Source organism: Photobacterium ganghwense, from assembly GCF_017329545.1.
Lineage (GTDB): Bacteria > Pseudomonadota > Gammaproteobacteria > Enterobacterales > Vibrionaceae > Photobacterium > Photobacterium ganghwense.
The window spans coordinates 500,145-517,860 of the sequence record NZ_CP071325.1 but is presented as its reverse complement, the minus strand read 5'-3'; the positions used below and the strand labels follow the sequence as shown (position 1 = coordinate 517,860).

The following is a 17,716-nucleotide window of genomic DNA, read 5'->3' as shown; positions in this document are numbered from 1 at the left end:
TGACGCAGGCACTGCCAGAACGGCGGCACCGATTACGGGCTCACGATTCGGAAGAAGGTTTCTCCCGGTCGAAGCATGCCCAGCTCGTTACGGGCACGTTCTTCAATGGCTTCCTGACCACGGTTCAAATCATGGATTTCGACATACATCTGCTGATTACGCTGTTGCAGCTCAGCATTCGCCTGTTTTTGCAGTACAACGTTATCCCGTACCGCCAGGTAGTCCATCATCCCGTTCTTACCCAACCAGAAATCATACTGTAACCAGCCGAGAACCATCAGCAGCAGCAAGGTAAACAGACGCATTCCTCTCTCCGGCAACGATTGTTAAATCAGAATATGAAGCAACCCCTCTCAGCTAACAGCCTGAAATGCGGTTGCTTCATACGATTCATCAGACAGGCAGTCAGCCTGTAATAATCCCACAAAGCGCACTTTGACTCTAGCGCCTGGCTCTTATTCGCCCATAAAAAAACCGCCTCAGTGAGGCGGTTTCCATCTCAGGCAAGATGCCCAGGTGTCAGAGACAGACGATTACGCCTGGCCTTTCACTTCTTTCAGACCGTTGAAAGGAGCACGTTCGCCCAGTGCTTCTTCGATACGGATCAGCTGGTTGTACTTAGCAACACGGTCAGAACGGCTCATAGAACCGGTTTTGATTTGGCCCGCTGCAGTACCTACCGCCAGGTCAGCGATAGTTGCATCTTCAGTTTCGCCTGAACGGTGAGAGATAACCGCTGTGTAGCCAGCGTCTTTCGCCATCTTGATTGCAGCCAGAGTTTCAGTCAGAGAACCGATCTGGTTAAACTTGATCAGGATAGAGTTAGCGATGCCTTTCTCAATACCTTCAGCTAGGATCTTAGTGTTTGTAACGAATAGATCGTCACCAACTAGTTGGATCTTGTCGCCTAGAAGTTGAGTTTGGTGTGCAAAACCATCCCAGTCAGACTCGTCTAGACCGTCTTCGATAGATACGATTGGGAATTGCGCAACTAGGCCAGCTAGGTAGTGGTTGAACTCTTCAGAAGTGAAAGTTTTTCCTTCACCTTTCATGTTGTAGATGCCAGCTTCTTTGTCGAAGAACTCAGAAGCCGCACAGTCCATAGCTAGAGTAACGTCTTTGCCTAGCTCGTAACCAGCAGCTGCAACAGCTTCTGCGATAACTTCTAGAGCTTCAGCGTTAGATTTAAGGTTAGGAGCGAAACCACCTTCGTCCCCAACAGCTGTGTTGTAGCCTTTAGACTTAAGAACTTTAGCCAGGTTGTGGAATACTTCAGCACCGATACGTAGAGCTTCTTTAAGAGTTTTCGCGCCAACTGGTTGGATCATGAACTCTTGGATGTCTACGTTGTTGTCTGCGTGCTCACCACCGTTGATGATGTTCATCATTGGTAGAGGCATAGAGAACTGACCAGCAGTACCGTTTAGCTCAGCGATGTGCTCGTACAGAGGCATGCCTTTAGCAGCAGCTGCTGCTTTAGCGTTCGCCAGAGAAACAGCCAGAATTGCGTTCGCACCGAAGTTAGATTTGTTTTCAGTACCGTCAAGGTCGATCATGATCTGATCGATGTCAGCTTGTGCTTTCGCGTCTTTACCAATCAGGGCTTCAGCGATTGGGCCGTTAACTGCTTCAACAGCTTTCAGTACACCTTTACCCAGGAAACGAGACTTATCACCGTCGCGCAGCTCAAGAGCTTCACGAGAACCAGTTGATGCACCAGATGGTGCAGCCGCCATACCTACGAAACCGCCTTCCAGGTGAACTTCCGCTTCAACAGTAGGGTTACCACGTGAATCGATAATTTCACGACCTAGAACTTTAACGATCTTAGACATTGTGTTTCCTCTTGCTTTATCTTCAATTTAAAAGCTAAAAAAATAGCTGTAGCTCTTACCGCTACAGCTATCCGTAATCCTTACTTGTTTAGCTCACCGCGCTGGTTTTCGCCAGCGGCTTTTACGAAGCCGGCAAACAGCGGGTGACCGTCGCGAGGGGTTGAAGTGAACTCAGGGTGGAACTGAGCAGCCACAAACCAAGGATGGTTAGGGTTCTCGATAATTTCCACCAGCTTCTTGTCCGCCGACAGGCCAGAAATTTTCAGACCCGCTTTTTCCAACTGCGGGATGTAGTGATTGTTCACTTCATAACGGTGACGGTGACGCTCGTGAATCGTCGCGTTACCGTACAGCTCGCGCGCTTTCGTGCCATCAATCAGGTGACACAGCTGTGAGCCCAGACGCATTGTACCGCCCAGATCAGACTTCTCTGTACGCTCTTCAACTTTACCTTCGTTATCAACCCACTCAGTGATCAGGCCAACAACAGGGTTCGCTGATTCAGGGTTGAACTCAGTTGAGTGCGCGCCTTCCAGACCAGCGACGTTACGAGCGAACTCGATCAGAGCAACCTGCATGCCCAGACAGATACCCAGGTAAGGGATCTTGTTCTCGCGAGCATACTTAGCAGTCATGATCTTGCCTTCGATACCACGGTTACCGAAGCCACCCGGAACCAGGATTGCATCCAGGCCTTCCAGTACTTCAGTACCTTTTGATTCTACGTCTTGAGAATCAATGTATTTGATTTTCACTGACAGACGGTTTTTCAGGCCGGCGTGCTTCAACGCTTCGTTCACTGACTTGTACGCGTCTGGCAGTTCGATGTACTTGCCCACCATACCGATGGTCACTTCAGCGGTCGGATTGGCTTCTTCGTAGATAACCTGTTCCCACTCAGACAGATCGGCTTCTGGTGCTGTAATGCCAAAACGCTGACATACCAGATCATCCAGACCCTGAGCTTTAATCAGTTGTGGGATCTTGTAGATTGAATCTACGTCTTTCATTGAGATAACCGCTTTCTCCGGCACGTTACAGAACAGCGCAATCTTGGCACGTTCGTTGGCTGGGATCATACGGTCAGAACGGCAAATCAGCACATCTGGCTGAATACCGATAGACAGCAGTTCTTTTACAGAATGCTGAGTTGGTTTCGTTTTCACTTCGCCTGCTGCTGCCAGGTATGGCACCAGTGTCAGGTGAGTGAACATGGCGCGCTCACGGCCCAGTTCAACCGCCAACTGGCGGATTGCTTCCATGAACGGCAGTGATTCGATATCACCAACAGTACCGCCAACTTCAACGATTGCGATGTCGTGGCCTTCCGCACCTGCGATCACGCGCTCTTTGATGGCATTGGTAATGTGAGGGATAACCTGAATAGTGGCGCCCAGGTAGTCACCACGACGCTCTTTACGCAGTACGTCGGCATACACGCGACCTGCTGTAAAGTTGTTGCGTTTCGTCATCTTGGTACGAATGAAACGCTCGTAGTGACCCAAGTCTAGGTCAGTCTCTGCACCGTCTTCCGTTACGAATACTTCACCGTGTTGAGTTGGGCTCATTGTGCCTGGGTCAACATTGATGTAAGGGTCAAGCTTCATCATGGTCACTTTCAGACCACGAGCTTCTAGAATAGCCGCAAGAGAGGCTGCAGCAATACCTTTACCTAGTGAGGATACGACCCCGCCCGTAACAAAAATGTAATTCGTTGTCATGTTTTACCTGGAAGATTGGTATAGAGGATATAAAAAGTATCTGGACGGGAAATTAGTATACCAGACACACTTTATCGCCACAACGTGAAAACTATCACAGCAGGATTGGTTTTTTTTTGTTTCAAATCAATTCTGCCTGTCAGGGGCGTTAATAATAACAATGTTGATCAGATAACGCCCTGATTCCCCGTATGGCAAGCCCTGTTTGCACTTACCATGTGCCCTTTTTCTCCCGCACTTTTACCTCATCCCAGATGCGATCCAGCTGCTCCAGGCTGCAGTCGTCAAGTTGCTTTCCTTGTTCTAGCACAGTTTGTTCAACTTGGCGAAACCGGCGCTCGAATTTCTGGTTAGCCCGGGCCAGCGCCTGCTCCGGTTTGACCTTAAGGTGGCGACTTAAATTGGCCACCGCGAACAGCAGATCCCCCATTTCTTCTTCAATGCGATCCTGATCCCGCGTGGCCTGAACGGCTTCTTCCATCACTTCTTCAATCTCTTCACGCACTTTGTCGACCACCGGCCCGAGTGTCTCCCAGTCAAAGCCATGACTGGCACAGCGCTTCTGGATTTTCTCTGCCCGGCTCAGCGCTGGCAGCGCCAGGGGAATATTTGCCAGCACACTGTGATCCTCACCTTTGGCAGCACGCTCTTTGGCTTTTTCCGCTTCCCAGTTAGCATGAATGGCCGACTCATCGGCAAACTCGGTTTGGCTGAACACATGAGGGTGACGGCGGATCAGTTTATCGTTAATGCCGGCCACAACCTGGTCAAAATCAAACAGCCCCTGCTCTTTGCCCAACTGGCTGTAAAACACCACCTGAAACAGCAAATCGCCCAGCTCCTCTCGCACGTCATCCCAGTTTCGCTGGGCAATGGCGTCCGCCACTTCGTACGCTTCTTCCAGTGTGTGCGGCACGATGGTGGCAAAAGTCTGTTTCAGATCCCACGGGCATCCCTGCTGCGGGTCGCGCAAGGTGGCCATAATGTCAATCAGTTGCTCGATCGGAGCAGGTTTCGCGTTACTCATGGTAGCTGGAGTCTCGGTTGAATGGTTCAGTGGAACGGTTAAAAACAAAAGCGGGCCGCCGTGGCTTCCCGCTTTTGATTGCTGAGTGTTAGTGCAGACGTCTGGCTTCAGCCACATCCTTCACCTGTTCGATGCGTTTAAGCACCCGGCCCAGGACATCGATATTGGTCAGTTCCAAATCAAAGTCGAGGATCGACAGCTGTTTCTTGAAGTCGACCCGACTCTTCATGCCGGCCACCTTGACCTTTTCGTTAGAGAAGGTGTTGGTCAGCTCTTTCAGCAAACCGCTGCGCTCAGAAGCCACAACCCGGACGGTAATGTTATAACTGCCGACAAAACCGCCACCCCAGACCGCATCAATGATACGCTCTGGCGCCACATGGCGCAGCTCTTCCAGCTGTTCACAGTCGCTGCGGTGCACCGAAATGCCACGTCCCTGAGTCACAAAGCCCTGGATGTCATCGCCCGGAATCGGCTGACAGCAGCGGGCAAGGTGGGTCATCAGGTTATCCACCCCCTCCACCACCACCGCATCACGGCGCGGTTTCTTGCTGGTTTTGTTGCCGGCTTCCACCAGCTTCTCCAGCAACTGCTGATCTTCTTCTTCAGCCGTCGGCTTGTTGACCAGCGCATTGATGTGGTTGATCACCTGATTAATACGCAGATCACCACTGCCGACCCCGGCATACAGTTCGTCCGGCGAATTCACGTTGAAGCGCTTCAGGGCATAGGCTTCGGCATCTTTCAGGGTCGCGCCGATTTTCACCAGCTCGGTTTCCAGAATTTCCCGTCCGGCGGCAATGTTCTTATCGCGATCCTGCTTACGGAACCAGGCATGTACCTTGGCCCGCGCCCGACTGGAATTAACAAAGCCCAGGTTCGGGTTCAGCCAGTCCCGCGAGGGGTTCGGCTCTTTCTGAGTAATGATTTCGACCTGATCGCCCATCTGCAGGTGGTAGGTGAACGGTACGATACGCCCTTCCACCTTGGCCCCGATACAGCGATGGCCCACTTCCGAGTGAATATGGTATGCGAAATCCAGCGGGGTAGCGTTCAGCGGCAGATCCACCACATCCCCTTTCGGGGTGAAGGCGTAAACGCGGTCATCAAAAACCTGGCTGCGCAGCTCTTCCAGCATTTCGCCGGAATCGGACATTTCTTCCTGCCACGCCAGCAGTTTACGCAACCAGTTGATTTTCTCATCATAGGCAGAACGCGCACCGCCGGATGAAGAGCCGCTCTCTTTGTACTTCCAGTGCGCCGCAACCCCCAGCTCCGACTCTTCGTGCATCTGCTTGGTACGGATCTGGATTTCAATGGTTTTGCCTTCCGGGCCGATCACCACGGTATGGATAGACTGGTAACCGTTCGGCTTCGGGTTGGCGACATAGTCATCAAACTCTTTCGGCAGATGACGGTATTTGGTATGCACAATACCCAGCGCGGCGTAACAATCCTGGATTTCATCCGCGACAATCCGCACCGCACGGACGTCAAACAGCTCATCAAAGGCCAGGTTTTTCTTTTGCATCTTCCGCCAAATGCTGTAGATGTGCTTTGGGCGCCCCTGCACTTCAGCCTTGATGTGCGACGCCTTCATCGACTCACGCAGATCCGTCACGAAATGCTCAATATAGTGCTCGCGGTCAATGCGGCGCTCCGACAGCTGCTTGGCGATTTGCTTGTAAGTATTCGGGTGCTGGTAGCGGAAGGCGTAATCTTCGATCTCCCACTTGAGCTGACCGATACCCAGCCGGTTAGCCAGCGGGGCGTAAATATTGGCGCACTCTTTCGCCGCAGCACGGCGAACCTCTTCCGGCTCATCTTTCACTTCGCGCAAGTGGCAGATTCGCTCAGCCAGCTTGATGACCACGCAACGGAAGTCATCCACCATCGACAGCAGCATCCGGCGGATATTATCAACCTGTACCGACTGCTCCGCGCCATCCTTAGTCGCGTTGAGCTGACCGATCGCCGCCATCTGACGGACCCCGGTCACCATCTGTAAAATCGTGCTGCTGTAATCTTCCTTCAACTTGTCCAGAGGATAGACACGCGCCTCCACCAGCGGGAAGAGCAATGCCGCTGTCAGGGTATCCTTGTCCATGCTGAGGGTCACCAGGATCTCCACCATCTCACGGCCACGCCATAACAGCAGTGGCGCTGACTCGATGTTAGCGGTCAGATCGGTACAACGCTGATAAGTCTGCTTGATCCGCTCCGCCACACCGGCGTCCTGCTTGAGGCTTTCGACCCAAGATGAAAGCTCAAATGTATCATTTTCCTTTAAGTGCGCACCGCGAACTGCGACCATTTTTCTATCCTGTGTTTTACGTGAATGGCGGCTACCGCTTGGTAAACAGCGCCATTGATTCTAAATGCCCGGTATGCGGAAACATGTCCATCATACCGAGTTTTTCCAACTGATAACCTTGCTCCAGCAAGACCTGACTGTCTCGGGCCAACGTCGCCGGATTACAAGAAACGTACACCACCTTTTCCGGGTGCAGATTAACGACATGCTGCATCACACCGGCTGCACCGGCACGCGCAGGGTCGAGCAGAATTTTATTGAATTGTTCTTGCGCCCAACTCTTTGTAGTCACGTCATCTTCCAGATTGGCCTGGTAGAATGCAGCATTGTCGCACTGATTACGCGCCGCGTTCTCCCCTGCCCTTTCCACCATTTCATCGACACCTTCAACCCCGACGACCGCCCGGGCCCGCTTGGCCAGCGGCAGACTGAAGTTCCCCAGCCCGCAAAACAGGTCAAGCACCCGGTCACCCGGCTGAAGATCCAGCCAGTCAATCGCCTGTGCCACCATCTGCTGGTTCACATCCCGGTTTACCTGAATAAAGTCTTTCGGTGAGAAAAAGAGCTGCTGGCCGTCCAGTTCATAATACGGAACCGGGCCAGAAATGCTATCTACAGCATCGGACGTTGGTGCCAGGTATAACATTAGCTGGTGCTGGTCAGCAAACTGACGGAGTGCCGTCATGTCTGTGTCAGAAAATGGCTGCAGGTGACGAATCAACACAACCCGGCCGTTGTCGGCCTCCACCAGTTCCACATGGCCAAGATGCCTGCGCCCTTTAAGCGACGTCAGCAGTTCGCGCAGCGCCGGTAACAGCGCGTTGAGAGATTCAGCCAGAACCGGACAATGCGCCACATCGACAATGTCTTTGCTCTGTTTTTTACGGAACCCGATTTGCAGGCCGTTACCCGCCGGCATCACGCTAAACCGGGCACAACGGCGGTAGTGCCACGGCTGGCTGACAATCGGCGCAACCTGTTCAATGCTACCCGCCTTAGCAAATTTGCCCATCAGTTCACCCAGCGCCTGCTGTTTGGCCGCGATTTGCCCCTCATGGGACAGGTGCTGCAGATTACAGCCACCGCACTGCGCATACAGCGGACAGGCCGGTTTCACCCGAGACGCACTGTCATTCAGCCGACGCATCACTTTGCCGCGGGCAAACTGTTTTTTGTCCTCGGTTAACTGAATAACCACCTTTTCTCCCGGCAGGGCTTCGGGAACAAACACCGGCTTGCGATCGAGGTGGCCGATACCCGCCCCCAGGTGATCCAGACGGCTGATAGTGATTTCTTTGTGTTTGGTATCAGTTAATTTTCGTTTCTGAGGCTTGAAAAAGCGTGCCATTGTTTCGGACTCACGGATCAGATTCGCCAAACTGAGTGATATTTCCGACAGTTTGGAATTCGTTGATTGTCGAACAGCCTTGGTTTCATTAAGCTAACGACCATAGTTGGGCGACAATTCTCCCACAGAATCGCATTCTTGTAATTAAGAGAACCATGACCAAATATGGACTTCGTGCCAGGGTATTCACCCTGACATTAGCACCGACGCTGATTATTGGCCTGCTTTTGAGTGCCTTTTTTACCATGAGCCGCTATCGCGATCTGGAGCATCAGCTGATCTCAACCGGTGCCAGCATCATCGAACCCCTGGCGATCTCCACGGAATACGGCATGGCCGATCACAACCGGGAGGCAGTTCGTCGCCTGATCAGCTACGCCCACCGCAAGCATTCCCAGATTGTGCGCAGCATTGCGGTCTTCACCAACAATAACGAGCTGTTTGTCACCTCAAACTTTCACCGCAATTTCGAAGCCTTGATGTACCCGGACGACCAGCCGTTCCCGATGCTGCTTGAAACCCAGCTCAATGAGAACAACCTGATTCTGCGGGCACCGATCCTGCGCGAGGGCCAGTTTAACAACTCCTCCTTGCCGGGCTATCAGGCAGAAACGCTGGGCTATATCGCGCTGGAGCTGGATCTCAGCGCCCTGCGTCTGCAGCAATACCAGGAAATTTTCACCGCGCTGATGGTGCTGCTGTTCGGCCTGACTCTCTCGTCGCTGTTTGCCTACCGCCTGATGAAAGACGTGACCCGGCCTATCTCCCACATGGTGAGCGTGGTCGACCGGATCCGCCGCGGTCACCTTGATGTCCGGATTGAAGGCCAGTTACTGGGCGAACTCGACACCCTGAAAAACGGGATCAATGCGATGGCCATATCGCTGTCGGAATACCACATTGAAATGCAGCAGAGTATTGACCAGGCGACCTCGGATTTACGGGAAACCCTGGAGCAGCTGGAAATCCAGAACGTCGAACTAGATATTGCCAAGAAACGTGCCCAGGAGGCCGCCCGGGTTAAATCGGAATTCCTTGCTAACATGTCCCACGAGCTACGTACCCCGCTGAACGGGGTCATCGGCTTCACCCGTCAGATGCTCAAGACCCGGCTCAGCACCAGCCAGCAGGACTACCTGCAAACCATTGAAAAATCAGCTAACAATCTACTGACCATCATCAATGACATCCTCGACTTCTCGAAACTTGAGGCAGGTAAGCTGCTGCTAGAAAACATTCCGTTCGACTTCACCGATGCACTTGATGAAGTCATGAAACTGCTGGCTCCAAGTGCTCATGAGAAAGGTCTGGAGCTAACTCTGAAAGTCGATAACCGGATTCCGACCGGCCTGATTGGCGATCCGCTGCGTATTCAGCAGGTTCTGACCAACCTGATCGGTAACGCAGTGAAATTCACCGAACGCGGCAACATTGATGTCGCGGTAGAAGTGAAAGCTGACCGTGAAGAAAACATCGATCTGCAGTTTATGGTCCGGGATACCGGGATCGGGATTTCCGAACGCCAGCAGGCCCAGCTGTTCCAGGCATTCAGCCAGGCCGATGCCAGCATTTCCCGTCGTTACGGCGGAACCGGTCTGGGGCTGGTAATCACCCAGAAACTGGTCACCCAGATGGGCGGCGAGATCAGCCTGACCAGCCGCCTGCACCAGGGCTCCACGTTCTGGTTCAGCCTGCGTCTGACCAAGACCGATCTGCCGGTCTCGCAGCCTATCGACACCAGCTCACTGATGAACCGCAAGCTGCTGCTGATAGAGCCTAACATGCAGGCGGCCTCGGTGATTCAGCAACGTCTGATCCGTGCCGGCATCCATGTGACTTATCGTTCGACCATGCCGGACGAGGCTGAGCACCACGATTTTGCCCTGCTGAACCTGTCGCCGGGCGAACAGCCACCGCTGGCCAGTGTGCTGGACATGGTATTCAAGGCAGAGCAAATCAGTGACAAAGTGATTGTCACCCTGCCAACTACCGAGCTGGCTCTGTCCGAGCGGCTGCTCAATGCCGGGGTGACCGCCTGCCTGCCGAAACCGCTGGGCCACCGCAAGCTGTACGAAACCCTGGTGACCGAGCCGGATATGCTGGGCGAGCCGGAAGGTCTGCCGATTCCACAGGCGGCCCCGCGCATTCTGCCGATCACGGTCATGGCGGTGGATGATAACCCGGCGAACCTGAAGCTGATCTCTGCCCTGCTGAGCGAGCGGGTCGAGACAGTGATCACCGCCACCGGCGGCAGAAAAGCCGTTGAGTATGCCCACCAGAAGCATTTTGATCTGGTCTTCATGGATATCCAGATGCCGGAGATGGACGGCGTGACCGCCTGCCAGGAAATTCACAAGACCGAGCTTAACCACACGACACCGGTGATTGCGGTCACCGCCCATGCCATGGCCGGGGAGCGCGAACGCCTGATTAAAGCCGGGATGGACGACTACCTCACCAAACCAATTGAAGAGCCGATTCTGGAGCAGATGCTGGCCAAATGGACCAGCGCGCACGATAGCCACCCAGACAACGGGCTGGCTAACGGCACTGGCCTGACGGAAGCGCACCATCCGGAAAGCAGTACCGAACAAGCAGTCACCGCAGACCCCAATATCAGCTGGAACTGGGATCTGGCCCTCAAGCAAGCGGCTGGCAAAGAAGATCTGGCGCGGGACATGCTCCAGATGCTGCTGGATTTCATGCCGGAAGTGGAAATGCTGGTCAACGAGGCGTTGGACGGCAAGGAAATCGACCTCTGGCCGCCTATTCATAAACTGCATGGAAGCTGTGCCTACAGCGGGGTTCCGCGCCTGAAGAACCTGTGCCATAGGATTGAGACGGAGCTGAAAGCCGGAGCCAGCATCAGAGACATCGAGCCTGAGCTGTTTGAACTGGTGGATGAAATGAACAACGTCGTCAAAGCGTCAAAGCGCTACCGGCCGTAGCGCGTCGCCATTGGCCACATTCGGCAGACAGCCGACTGAACCCGGCCTCTGTCAGCCGTGATATAAAAAAAGCGAGCCCGAGGGCTCGCTTTTTGTTTGGGGTTCTTTTTGATTGGGGTTGCCATGCTGTTGGCTGGCTGCTCGTGACATATTGCCGTTGTTGGCAAACGGGAGTGATTCAGGACTCCAGAATGACGGTTGCCACGGCATATTGCTTTTCGTCAGCAATAGTCAGGTGCACATGGTTAGCCCCCATCCGTGCCGCCAGTTCCGCCGCTTTACCGGACAGGGTCAGCACCGGCTTACCCCGCTCGTCGTTACTGACGGTAAAATCCTGAAACGACACACCGCAGGCAATCCCGGTTCCCAGCGCCTTGGCGGCAGCTTCTTTCACCGCAAACCGCTTGGCCAGATAGCGCGCAGGCTGTTTCAGGCCACTGAGAATCGCCAACTCAGACGGGGTCAGCACACGCTCGGCAAACGGCGCACCACTGCGGGCATACACCGCCTCGATGCGCGCAATGTCAGCAATGTCCGTTCCCAGCCCGACAATCGCCATTAGCCGCGAGCTTCCAGCATCAGCGCTTTCATGTCAGCGACAGCTTTTTGCAGGCCATCAAACGCCGCACGGCCAATAATCGCGTGACCGATGTTCAGTTCATACAGCTCAGGCAGCGCCGCAATCGGCTTCACGTTGTGGTAAGTCAGGCCATGACCGGCATTCACTTTGATGCCCTGATCGTGCGCATAACTGGCTGCGGCAGCGATCTTCTTCAGCTCCGCCTGTTGCTCAGCTTCGGTTTCCGCATCGGCATAGTGACCGGTATGCAGCTCGATATAAGGAGCACCACATGCTACCGCCGCATCAATCTGGGTACGGTCAGCATCAATGAACAGTGACACGTTGATCCCAGCGTCAGTCAGTTTCTCGGTCGCTGCTTTGATTTTTTCCAGCTGGCCAGCCACATCCAAACCACCTTCAGTGGTCAGCTCTTCACGTTTTTCCGGTACCAGACAAACAAATTCCGGCTGGGTTTCCAGCGCAATCTGCACCATCTCGTCGGTCACGGCCATTTCCAGGTTCATGCGGGTCTGGATGGTTTCACGCAAAATGCGTACGTCGCGATCGGTAATATGGCGGCGATCTTCACGCAAATGAATCGTGATCCCGTCAGCCCCGGCGCGCTCTGCGACTTCCGCCGCATGCACCGGATCCGGGTAGCGGGTACCACGGGCATTACGTAAGGTCGCAATATGGTCAATATTCACGCCGAGTAAGATGTTGTTCATTTTCCGGTACTCCTTCCTCTAGGGATAAACAATTCCCTGCTTTTTAATGGTTTGCCGCCAAGATATGGCTTCAGGGCTATGCGGGTAAAACGCTTGGCCGCGCGCAGCTGTTCCGGGGTTTCAAACCGCCGGGCGGCAATCGCTTTTAGCTGTTCGCCGGTAAAGGTCAGTTGCCCGATAGTTAATGAGGCAATGAAGCCCCGCTGCTCGCGGTAGTTATACGTCATCGTATCTTCAACCGGCAGGCTGCTGCCAGCACAATGCAGAAAATCGATGCCATAGCCCAGATGATCGAGTAAGGCCAGTTCAAAGCGTCGCAATGCTGGCTCTGGATTCTCCGCCTGTGCCAGCTCACGCAGCACATTCAGGTAATCCAGAAACAGCACCGGGTATGGTGTATGGGTTTCCAAGACGCGAGCCAGTAACTCGTTGACGTACATCGCAGAGTACAGGATATAGCTGCGCATCGGCAAACCGATACTGATAGGTTCGGCGTAGGTCAGTACGAGCATGGAGCCGCGTCCCGACCATTTCATAAAAAGGGGCGTAAACGGTTGTAGCGCCCCTTTGAGGTTGGAGCGCTTACGGCGCGCCCCTTTTGACAGGAGGGTAATTCGGCCTGAGTCCTCGCTGAAGACATCAAGGATCAGGCTCGTCTCACTGTAAGGACGAGAGTGGAGGACAAAACAGCGCTGAAGCCCTTCCATAGCGGCCCTTACAGATCGTCAATATAGCCCAGGCTACGCAGTGCGCGTTCGTCGTCCGCCCAACCGGACTTCACTTTCACCCACAGTTCCAGGTACACCTTGCGCTCGAACAGATCTTCCATATCGAGACGGGCTTCACGGCCGATGGTTTTGATTTTATCGCCACCTTTGCCGATCACCATTTTCTTCTGGCCCTTGCGCTCAACCAGGATCAGGCCATTGATATCAAAGCCATCGGTATCTGGGTTGTAGTCAAAGCGCTCGATTTCCACCGTCACCGAATACGGCAACTCGTCACCAGTGAAACGCATCAGTTTCTCACGGATGATCTCTGACGCCATAAAGCGCTGTGAACGGTCCGTCACGTACTCTTCCGGGAAGTAGTATTCGCATTCCGGCAGGTGCTTACGCACGATCTTCTCGACCGCCTCAATGTTTGTGCCGTGCTTGGCAGAAACCGGTACTACGTCAACGAATTCCATCTTGTTCGCCAGCTCTTGAAGGTGCGGGAACAGATCGTATTTCTCTTTGACGTTATCAACCTTGTTGACCAGCAGCACGGTCGGCAGCTGAGACTTCATCAGCTTGTTGAGCACCATTTCATCGTCCGGGGTCCAGATGGTGCCATCCACCATAAACAGGACCAGTTCCACGTCGGTCAGCGAGCTGCTGGCCGCCCGGTTCATCAGACGGTTAATGGTACGCTTTTCTTCGATGTGCAGCCCGGGAGTATCAACGTAGACAGCCTGATAGCCGTCACGAGTGTCCACCCCCATAATACGGTGGCGCGTCGTCTGAGGCTTACGAGAGGTAATAGACAGTTTTTGTCCTACCAGACGGTTCAGAAGCGTTGATTTACCGACATTCGGCCGGCCAACGATGGCAATAAAGCCGCAATGTGTCTTCTCTGTCATGATTCCAACTGCTTAAGCGCAATTTCTGCCGCTGCCTGCTCTGCCTTGCGCCGACTGCCGCCTTTACCGATAACAGGCTTATCCAGGCCTGCCACTTCACACTGTACCGTGAATTCCTGATTGTGAGCTTCGCCCTGTACCTTAGTGACCGTGTAAGCCGGTAGGGGCTGACGACGGCCTTGCAGGCATTCCTGCAGGCGGGTTTTCGGATCTTTCTGGTTGATGCCCGGCTTGATCGTTTCCAGACGAGACTGATACCAGCGCAGGACAATCGCACGGACATTTTCAATGTCGCTGTCCAGGTAAATCGCACCAATAATGGCTTCCACACAGTCCGCCAGAATCGAGTCACGGCGGAAACCGCCACTCTTCAGTTCGCCCGGGCCCAGCAGCAGGTGATCGCCCAGCTCAAACTCGCGTCCAAGCTCGGCCAGGGTTTTGCCGCGTACCAGCGTGGCACGCATCCGGCTCATGTCGCCTTCGTCTACCGCCGGAAAACGGTGGTACAGATCATCAGCCACCACAAAACTCAGGATCGAGTCACCCAGAAATTCCAGACGCTCGTTGTGTGTTCCGTTGGCACTGCGGTGTGTCAGTGCCAGAGTCAGTAAATCAAGATTGTTAAATTCATAGCCCAGCTTGCGCTGGAGTCTGTTTACAGGAGTGGTCATTTTTTCCCGATCAGTTTATGCCACCGATGCGATTGAATCGCACACCGGTAGGAATCCAAGATGGAAGTGCACTGTCCGCACCTCGTTCAAACTCAAAGCTGATCCAGATCCCGACCGCTTTGCCCACCAGGTTCGCTTCAGGCACGAAGCCCCAGTAACGGCTGTCAGCACTGTTGTCGCGGTTATCACCCATCACAAAGTAGTGTCCTTCAGGCACCACCCACTCGTTCACGCCCGGACGTGGCTGGTAAGCCAGCGTGCGATCACGCTTAAGCGGATGCACCAGAATTTTGTGCTCGTGTTCACCCAGCTTTTCATCGAACTGGACCAGACGAGTCATGCCCTGGCTGAATTCACTGTCGGTCATGTCAGTCAGCGGTACCGGCTGACATTCGGCAGAGCCTTTCACCGCCACGCACAGTTGCTTGTGAGCACTGTAGCGCACGGTATCGCCAGGCAGGCCAACAACACGCTTGATGTAGTCGATATTCGGCTGAGGCGGGAATTTGAATACCACAATGTCCCCACGCTCAGGTTCACCGGTTTCCACCAGTTGGTGACGGAAGACCGGATCTTTCAGACCGTAAGAAAATTTCTCAACCAGGATGAAGTCCCCGACCAATAATGTCGGCATCATTGAACCGGATGGGATCTGGAACGGCTCATAAATAAATGAGCGAAATACCATAATTAGCGCGATCACCGGAAACATAGAGCTGGCAGATTCGACCCAGCTCGGTTGCGGTGCCACGGTCTGTAGGGTTTTAGCATCAACCTGTCCGCCGGCATTGACCGCCGCTGCCTCAATTTTTAATTGACGTTTCGGCGCCCAGATAAATTTATCCAAAGCCCAGATGATTCCGGTTACCAGCGTCGCCAGCACCAGAATAAGCGAAAAAATATTTGCCATTCTATTCCCTACTTAACTTGCTATCAGGCTGCCGCGTGTGATGAGAACGCACGCGTCCGCTCGATACGACAATGCAGCAGAGGAGCCTGCTGCATTGTCATTGTTACTAGTGTACACCGCTAATGGTAGCAATCGTTTAGAATATGCGTCCACCAATAACAATGGGTTACGAGTATTACTTATCTTTGCCCACGTGCAGAATTGCCAGGAAAGCTTCCTGAGGCAGTTCGACGTTACCGATCTGCTTCATACGTTTCTTACCTTCTTTCTGCTTCTGCAGCAGTTTCTTCTTACGGCTCACGTCACCGCCGTAACACTTGGCGATAACGTTCTTACGCAGCTGCTTAACCGTTGAACGAGCAATGATATGGTTACCGATAGCGGCCTGAATCGCGATATCGAACATCTGACGAGGAATAAATTCCTTCATTTTCTCAACCAGATCACGACCGCGATTCTGCGCATTACCTTTGTGCGTGATAATCGCCAGAGCGTCAACACGGTCGCCGTTCAGCATAATATCCACACGTACCATGTCGGATTCTTCGTAGCGCTGGAAGTTGTAGTCCAGAGACGCATAACCGCGAGAGGTCGATTTCAGGCGGTCGAAGAAGTCCAGTACCACTTCAGACATTGGAATGTCGTAAGTCAGTGCCACTTGGTTACCGTGGTAAACCATGTCTACCTGCATACCACGCTTCTCAACACACAGCGTGATGACGTTACCCAGGTATTCACTCGGCACCAGGATATTACAACGGGCAATTGGCTCACCGATTACATCGATATCATTCACCGCTGGCAATTTCGCCGGGCTGTCGACGTAAATCGTTGTGCCGTCCGTTTTCTTCACTTCGTACACTACGGTTGGAGCCGTGGTGATCAGATCCAGGTCGTACTCGCGTTCCAGACGTTCCTGAATGATTTCCATGTGCAGCATGCCAAGGAAACCACAACGGAAACCAAAGCCCAGTGCCGCCGAGCTTTCTGGCTCGTAGAACAGCGAAGCATCGTTCAGGCTCAGTTTGCCCAGTGCGTCACGGAAGTTCTCGTAGTCATCAGACGAAACCGGGAACAGACCGGCATAAACCTGCGGCTTCACTTTTTTGAAACCCGGCAGCGGTTTGTCACAACCGTTTTTCGCCAGCGTCAGGGTATCACCTACAGGTGCGCCCAGGATGTCTTTGATACCACAAACCACCCAGCCCACTTCACCGGTCTTCAGCACGTCTTTGTCTACTTGCTTCGGTGTGAAGATACCCAGACGGTCAACGCCCCAGGTCTGGCCGGTGCTCATGACTTTGATCTTGTCGTTTTTCTTCAGTGCGCCGTTCTTGATGCGAACCAGAGAAACAACGCCCAGGTAGTTATCGAACCAGGAGTCGATGATCAGCGCCTGCAGTGGTGCATCCGGGTCGCCTTCCGGTGCCGGGATCGCAGAAACGATGTTCTCAAGTACATCTTCTACACCCAGGCCGGTCTTAGCGGAACAGCGGGTCGCTTCCATCGCATCAATGCCGACGATTTCTTCAATCTCTTCGGCTACACGATCAGGATCCGCCGCTGGCAGGTCGATTTTGTTCAGGATCGGCACAACTTCCAGATCCATTTCAATCGCGGTGTAGCAGTTCGCCAATGTCTGGGCTTCCACCCCCTGGCCTGCATCCACCACCAGCAGAGCCCCTTCACAGGCTGCCAGCGAACGCGATACTTCGTATGAAAAGTCAACGTGTCCTGGGGTGTCGATAAAGTTCAGCTGATAGGTCTCACCATCTTTGGCCTTGTAATCGAGCGTCACGCTCTGGGCCTTGATGGTAATACCACGTTCACGTTCTAGATCCATGGAATCAAGAACCTGGGCTGCCATTTCACGATCGGAAAGGCCACCGCAGACTTGAATCAAACGGTCGGATAAGGTCGACTTACCATGGTCGATATGTGCAATAATCGAAAAGTTACGAATGTGCTTCATGAATTGGCGTGACTAACTCGTGATTAAAATGAATGAGACATAGAGTCCGTTTACCTTTG

General features: G+C 53.5%; 14 protein-coding genes. 1 reads left to right on the top strand and 13 read right to left on the bottom strand.

Annotation, left to right across the window (positions count from 1 at the left end):
* Window positions 1-32 precede the first annotated feature (32 nt).
* The 6 genes from ftsB to rlmD form a co-directional block, all read right to left on the bottom strand.
* Window positions 33-305: a cell division protein FtsB gene (gene ftsB / locus FH974_RS02560; protein ID WP_047886862.1), complete on the bottom strand. Its 273-nt coding sequence runs from the start codon at window positions 303-305 to the stop codon at window positions 33-35.
* Window positions 306-533: 228 nt separating this feature from the next.
* Window positions 534-1,835 (bottom strand): phosphopyruvate hydratase, encoded by a 1,302-nt coding sequence (gene eno / locus FH974_RS02555; protein ID WP_047886861.1) that lies wholly within the window; start codon window positions 1,833-1,835, stop codon window positions 534-536.
* An 80-nt stretch (window positions 1,836-1,915) separates the two neighbouring features.
* On the bottom strand, window positions 1,916-3,556 hold the full coding sequence (locus FH974_RS02550) for a CTP synthase (protein ID WP_047886860.1): 1,641 nt from the start codon (window positions 3,554-3,556) through the stop codon (window positions 1,916-1,918).
* A gap of 211 nt (window positions 3,557-3,767) precedes the next feature.
* A complete protein-coding gene (gene mazG / locus FH974_RS02545; RefSeq protein WP_207103475.1) occupies window positions 3,768-4,583 on the bottom strand; it encodes a nucleoside triphosphate pyrophosphohydrolase in 816 nt (271 codons plus the stop codon).
* 88 nt (window positions 4,584-4,671) lie between these two features.
* Complete coding sequence (relA, locus tag FH974_RS02540; protein ID WP_047886859.1) at window positions 4,672-6,897, bottom strand: GTP diphosphokinase; 2,226 nt, start codon at window positions 6,895-6,897, stop codon at window positions 4,672-4,674.
* 31 nt (window positions 6,898-6,928) lie between these two features.
* On the bottom strand, window positions 6,929-8,245 hold the full coding sequence (rlmD, locus tag FH974_RS02535) for a 23S rRNA (uracil(1939)-C(5))-methyltransferase RlmD (RefSeq protein WP_047886858.1): 1,317 nt from the start codon (window positions 8,243-8,245) through the stop codon (window positions 6,929-6,931).
* Between the two features lie 155 nt (window positions 8,246-8,400).
* Between rlmD and barA the strand changes: the two genes are divergently transcribed.
* Window positions 8,401-11,193, top strand: coding sequence for a two-component sensor histidine kinase BarA (gene barA / locus FH974_RS02530; protein WP_047886857.1), 2,793 nt, complete (start codon window positions 8,401-8,403; stop codon window positions 11,191-11,193).
* A gap of 178 nt (window positions 11,194-11,371) precedes the next feature.
* Here barA and acpS read toward each other — a convergent pair whose 3' ends face one another.
* The 7 genes from acpS to lepA form a co-directional block, all read right to left on the bottom strand.
* On the bottom strand, window positions 11,372-11,752 hold the full coding sequence (gene acpS / locus FH974_RS02525; RefSeq protein WP_047886856.1) for a holo-ACP synthase: 381 nt from the start codon (window positions 11,750-11,752) through the stop codon (window positions 11,372-11,374).
* A complete protein-coding gene (gene pdxJ / locus FH974_RS02520) occupies window positions 11,752-12,483 on the bottom strand; it encodes a pyridoxine 5'-phosphate synthase (RefSeq protein WP_047886855.1) in 732 nt (243 codons plus the stop codon). Before pdxJ ends, acpS begins: the two co-directional genes overlap by 1 nt.
* The gene (gene recO / locus FH974_RS02515) at window positions 12,480-13,190 is read right to left on the bottom strand and encodes a DNA repair protein RecO (RefSeq protein ID WP_047886854.1); all 711 of its coding nucleotides are present in this window, start codon (window positions 13,188-13,190) and stop codon (window positions 12,480-12,482) included. Before recO ends, pdxJ begins: the two co-directional genes overlap by 4 nt.
* A gap of 8 nt (window positions 13,191-13,198) precedes the next feature.
* Complete coding sequence (gene era / locus FH974_RS02510) at window positions 13,199-14,104, bottom strand: GTPase Era (RefSeq protein WP_047886853.1); 906 nt, start codon at window positions 14,102-14,104, stop codon at window positions 13,199-13,201.
* Window positions 14,101-14,775: a ribonuclease III gene (gene rnc, locus FH974_RS02505; RefSeq protein WP_047886852.1), complete on the bottom strand. Its 675-nt coding sequence runs from the start codon at window positions 14,773-14,775 to the stop codon at window positions 14,101-14,103. Before rnc ends, era begins: the two co-directional genes overlap by 4 nt.
* A 10-nt stretch (window positions 14,776-14,785) precedes the next feature.
* A complete protein-coding gene (gene lepB, locus FH974_RS02500; protein WP_047886851.1) occupies window positions 14,786-15,685 on the bottom strand; it encodes a signal peptidase I in 900 nt (299 codons plus the stop codon).
* Between the two features lie 175 nt (window positions 15,686-15,860).
* A complete protein-coding gene (lepA, locus tag FH974_RS02495) occupies window positions 15,861-17,657 on the bottom strand; it encodes a translation elongation factor 4 (RefSeq protein ID WP_047886850.1) in 1,797 nt (598 codons plus the stop codon).
* Between the last annotated feature and the right edge of the window lie 59 nt (window positions 17,658-17,716).

Bases quoted from the DNA above. Each gene is read 5' to 3' on its own strand.
- FH974_RS02550 (WP_047886860.1), bottom strand. From the start codon at position 3,556: ATGACAACGAATTACATTTTTGTTACGGGCGGGGTCGTATCCTCACTA.
- eno (WP_047886861.1), bottom strand. From the start codon at position 1,835: ATGTCTAAGATCGTTAAAGTTCTAGGTCGTGAAATTATCGATTCACGT.
- pdxJ (WP_047886855.1), bottom strand. From the start codon at position 12,483: ATGAACAACATCTTACTCGGCGTGAATATTGACCATATTGCGACCTTA.
- lepA (WP_047886850.1), bottom strand. From the start codon at position 17,657: ATGAAGCACATTCGTAACTTTTCGATTATTGCACATATCGACCATGGT.
- mazG (WP_207103475.1), bottom strand. From the start codon at position 4,583: ATGAGTAACGCGAAACCTGCTCCGATCGAGCAACTGATTGACATTATG.
- recO (WP_047886854.1), bottom strand. From the start codon at position 13,190: ATGGAAGGGCTTCAGCGCTGTTTTGTCCTCCACTCTCGTCCTTACAGT.
- rnc (WP_047886852.1), bottom strand. From the start codon at position 14,775: ATGACCACTCCTGTAAACAGACTCCAGCGCAAGCTGGGCTATGAATTT.
- rlmD (WP_047886858.1), bottom strand. From the start codon at position 8,245: ATGGCACGCTTTTTCAAGCCTCAGAAACGAAAATTAACTGATACCAAA.
- ftsB (WP_047886862.1), bottom strand. From the start codon at position 305: ATGCGTCTGTTTACCTTGCTGCTGCTGATGGTTCTCGGCTGGTTACAG.
- acpS (WP_047886856.1), bottom strand. From the start codon at position 11,752: ATGGCGATTGTCGGGCTGGGAACGGACATTGCTGACATTGCGCGCATC.
- barA (WP_047886857.1), top strand. From the start codon at position 8,401: ATGACCAAATATGGACTTCGTGCCAGGGTATTCACCCTGACATTAGCA.
- relA (WP_047886859.1), bottom strand. From the start codon at position 6,897: ATGGTCGCAGTTCGCGGTGCGCACTTAAAGGAAAATGATACATTTGAG.
- era (WP_047886853.1), bottom strand. From the start codon at position 14,104: ATGACAGAGAAGACACATTGCGGCTTTATTGCCATCGTTGGCCGGCCG.
- lepB (WP_047886851.1), bottom strand. From the start codon at position 15,685: ATGGCAAATATTTTTTCGCTTATTCTGGTGCTGGCGACGCTGGTAACC.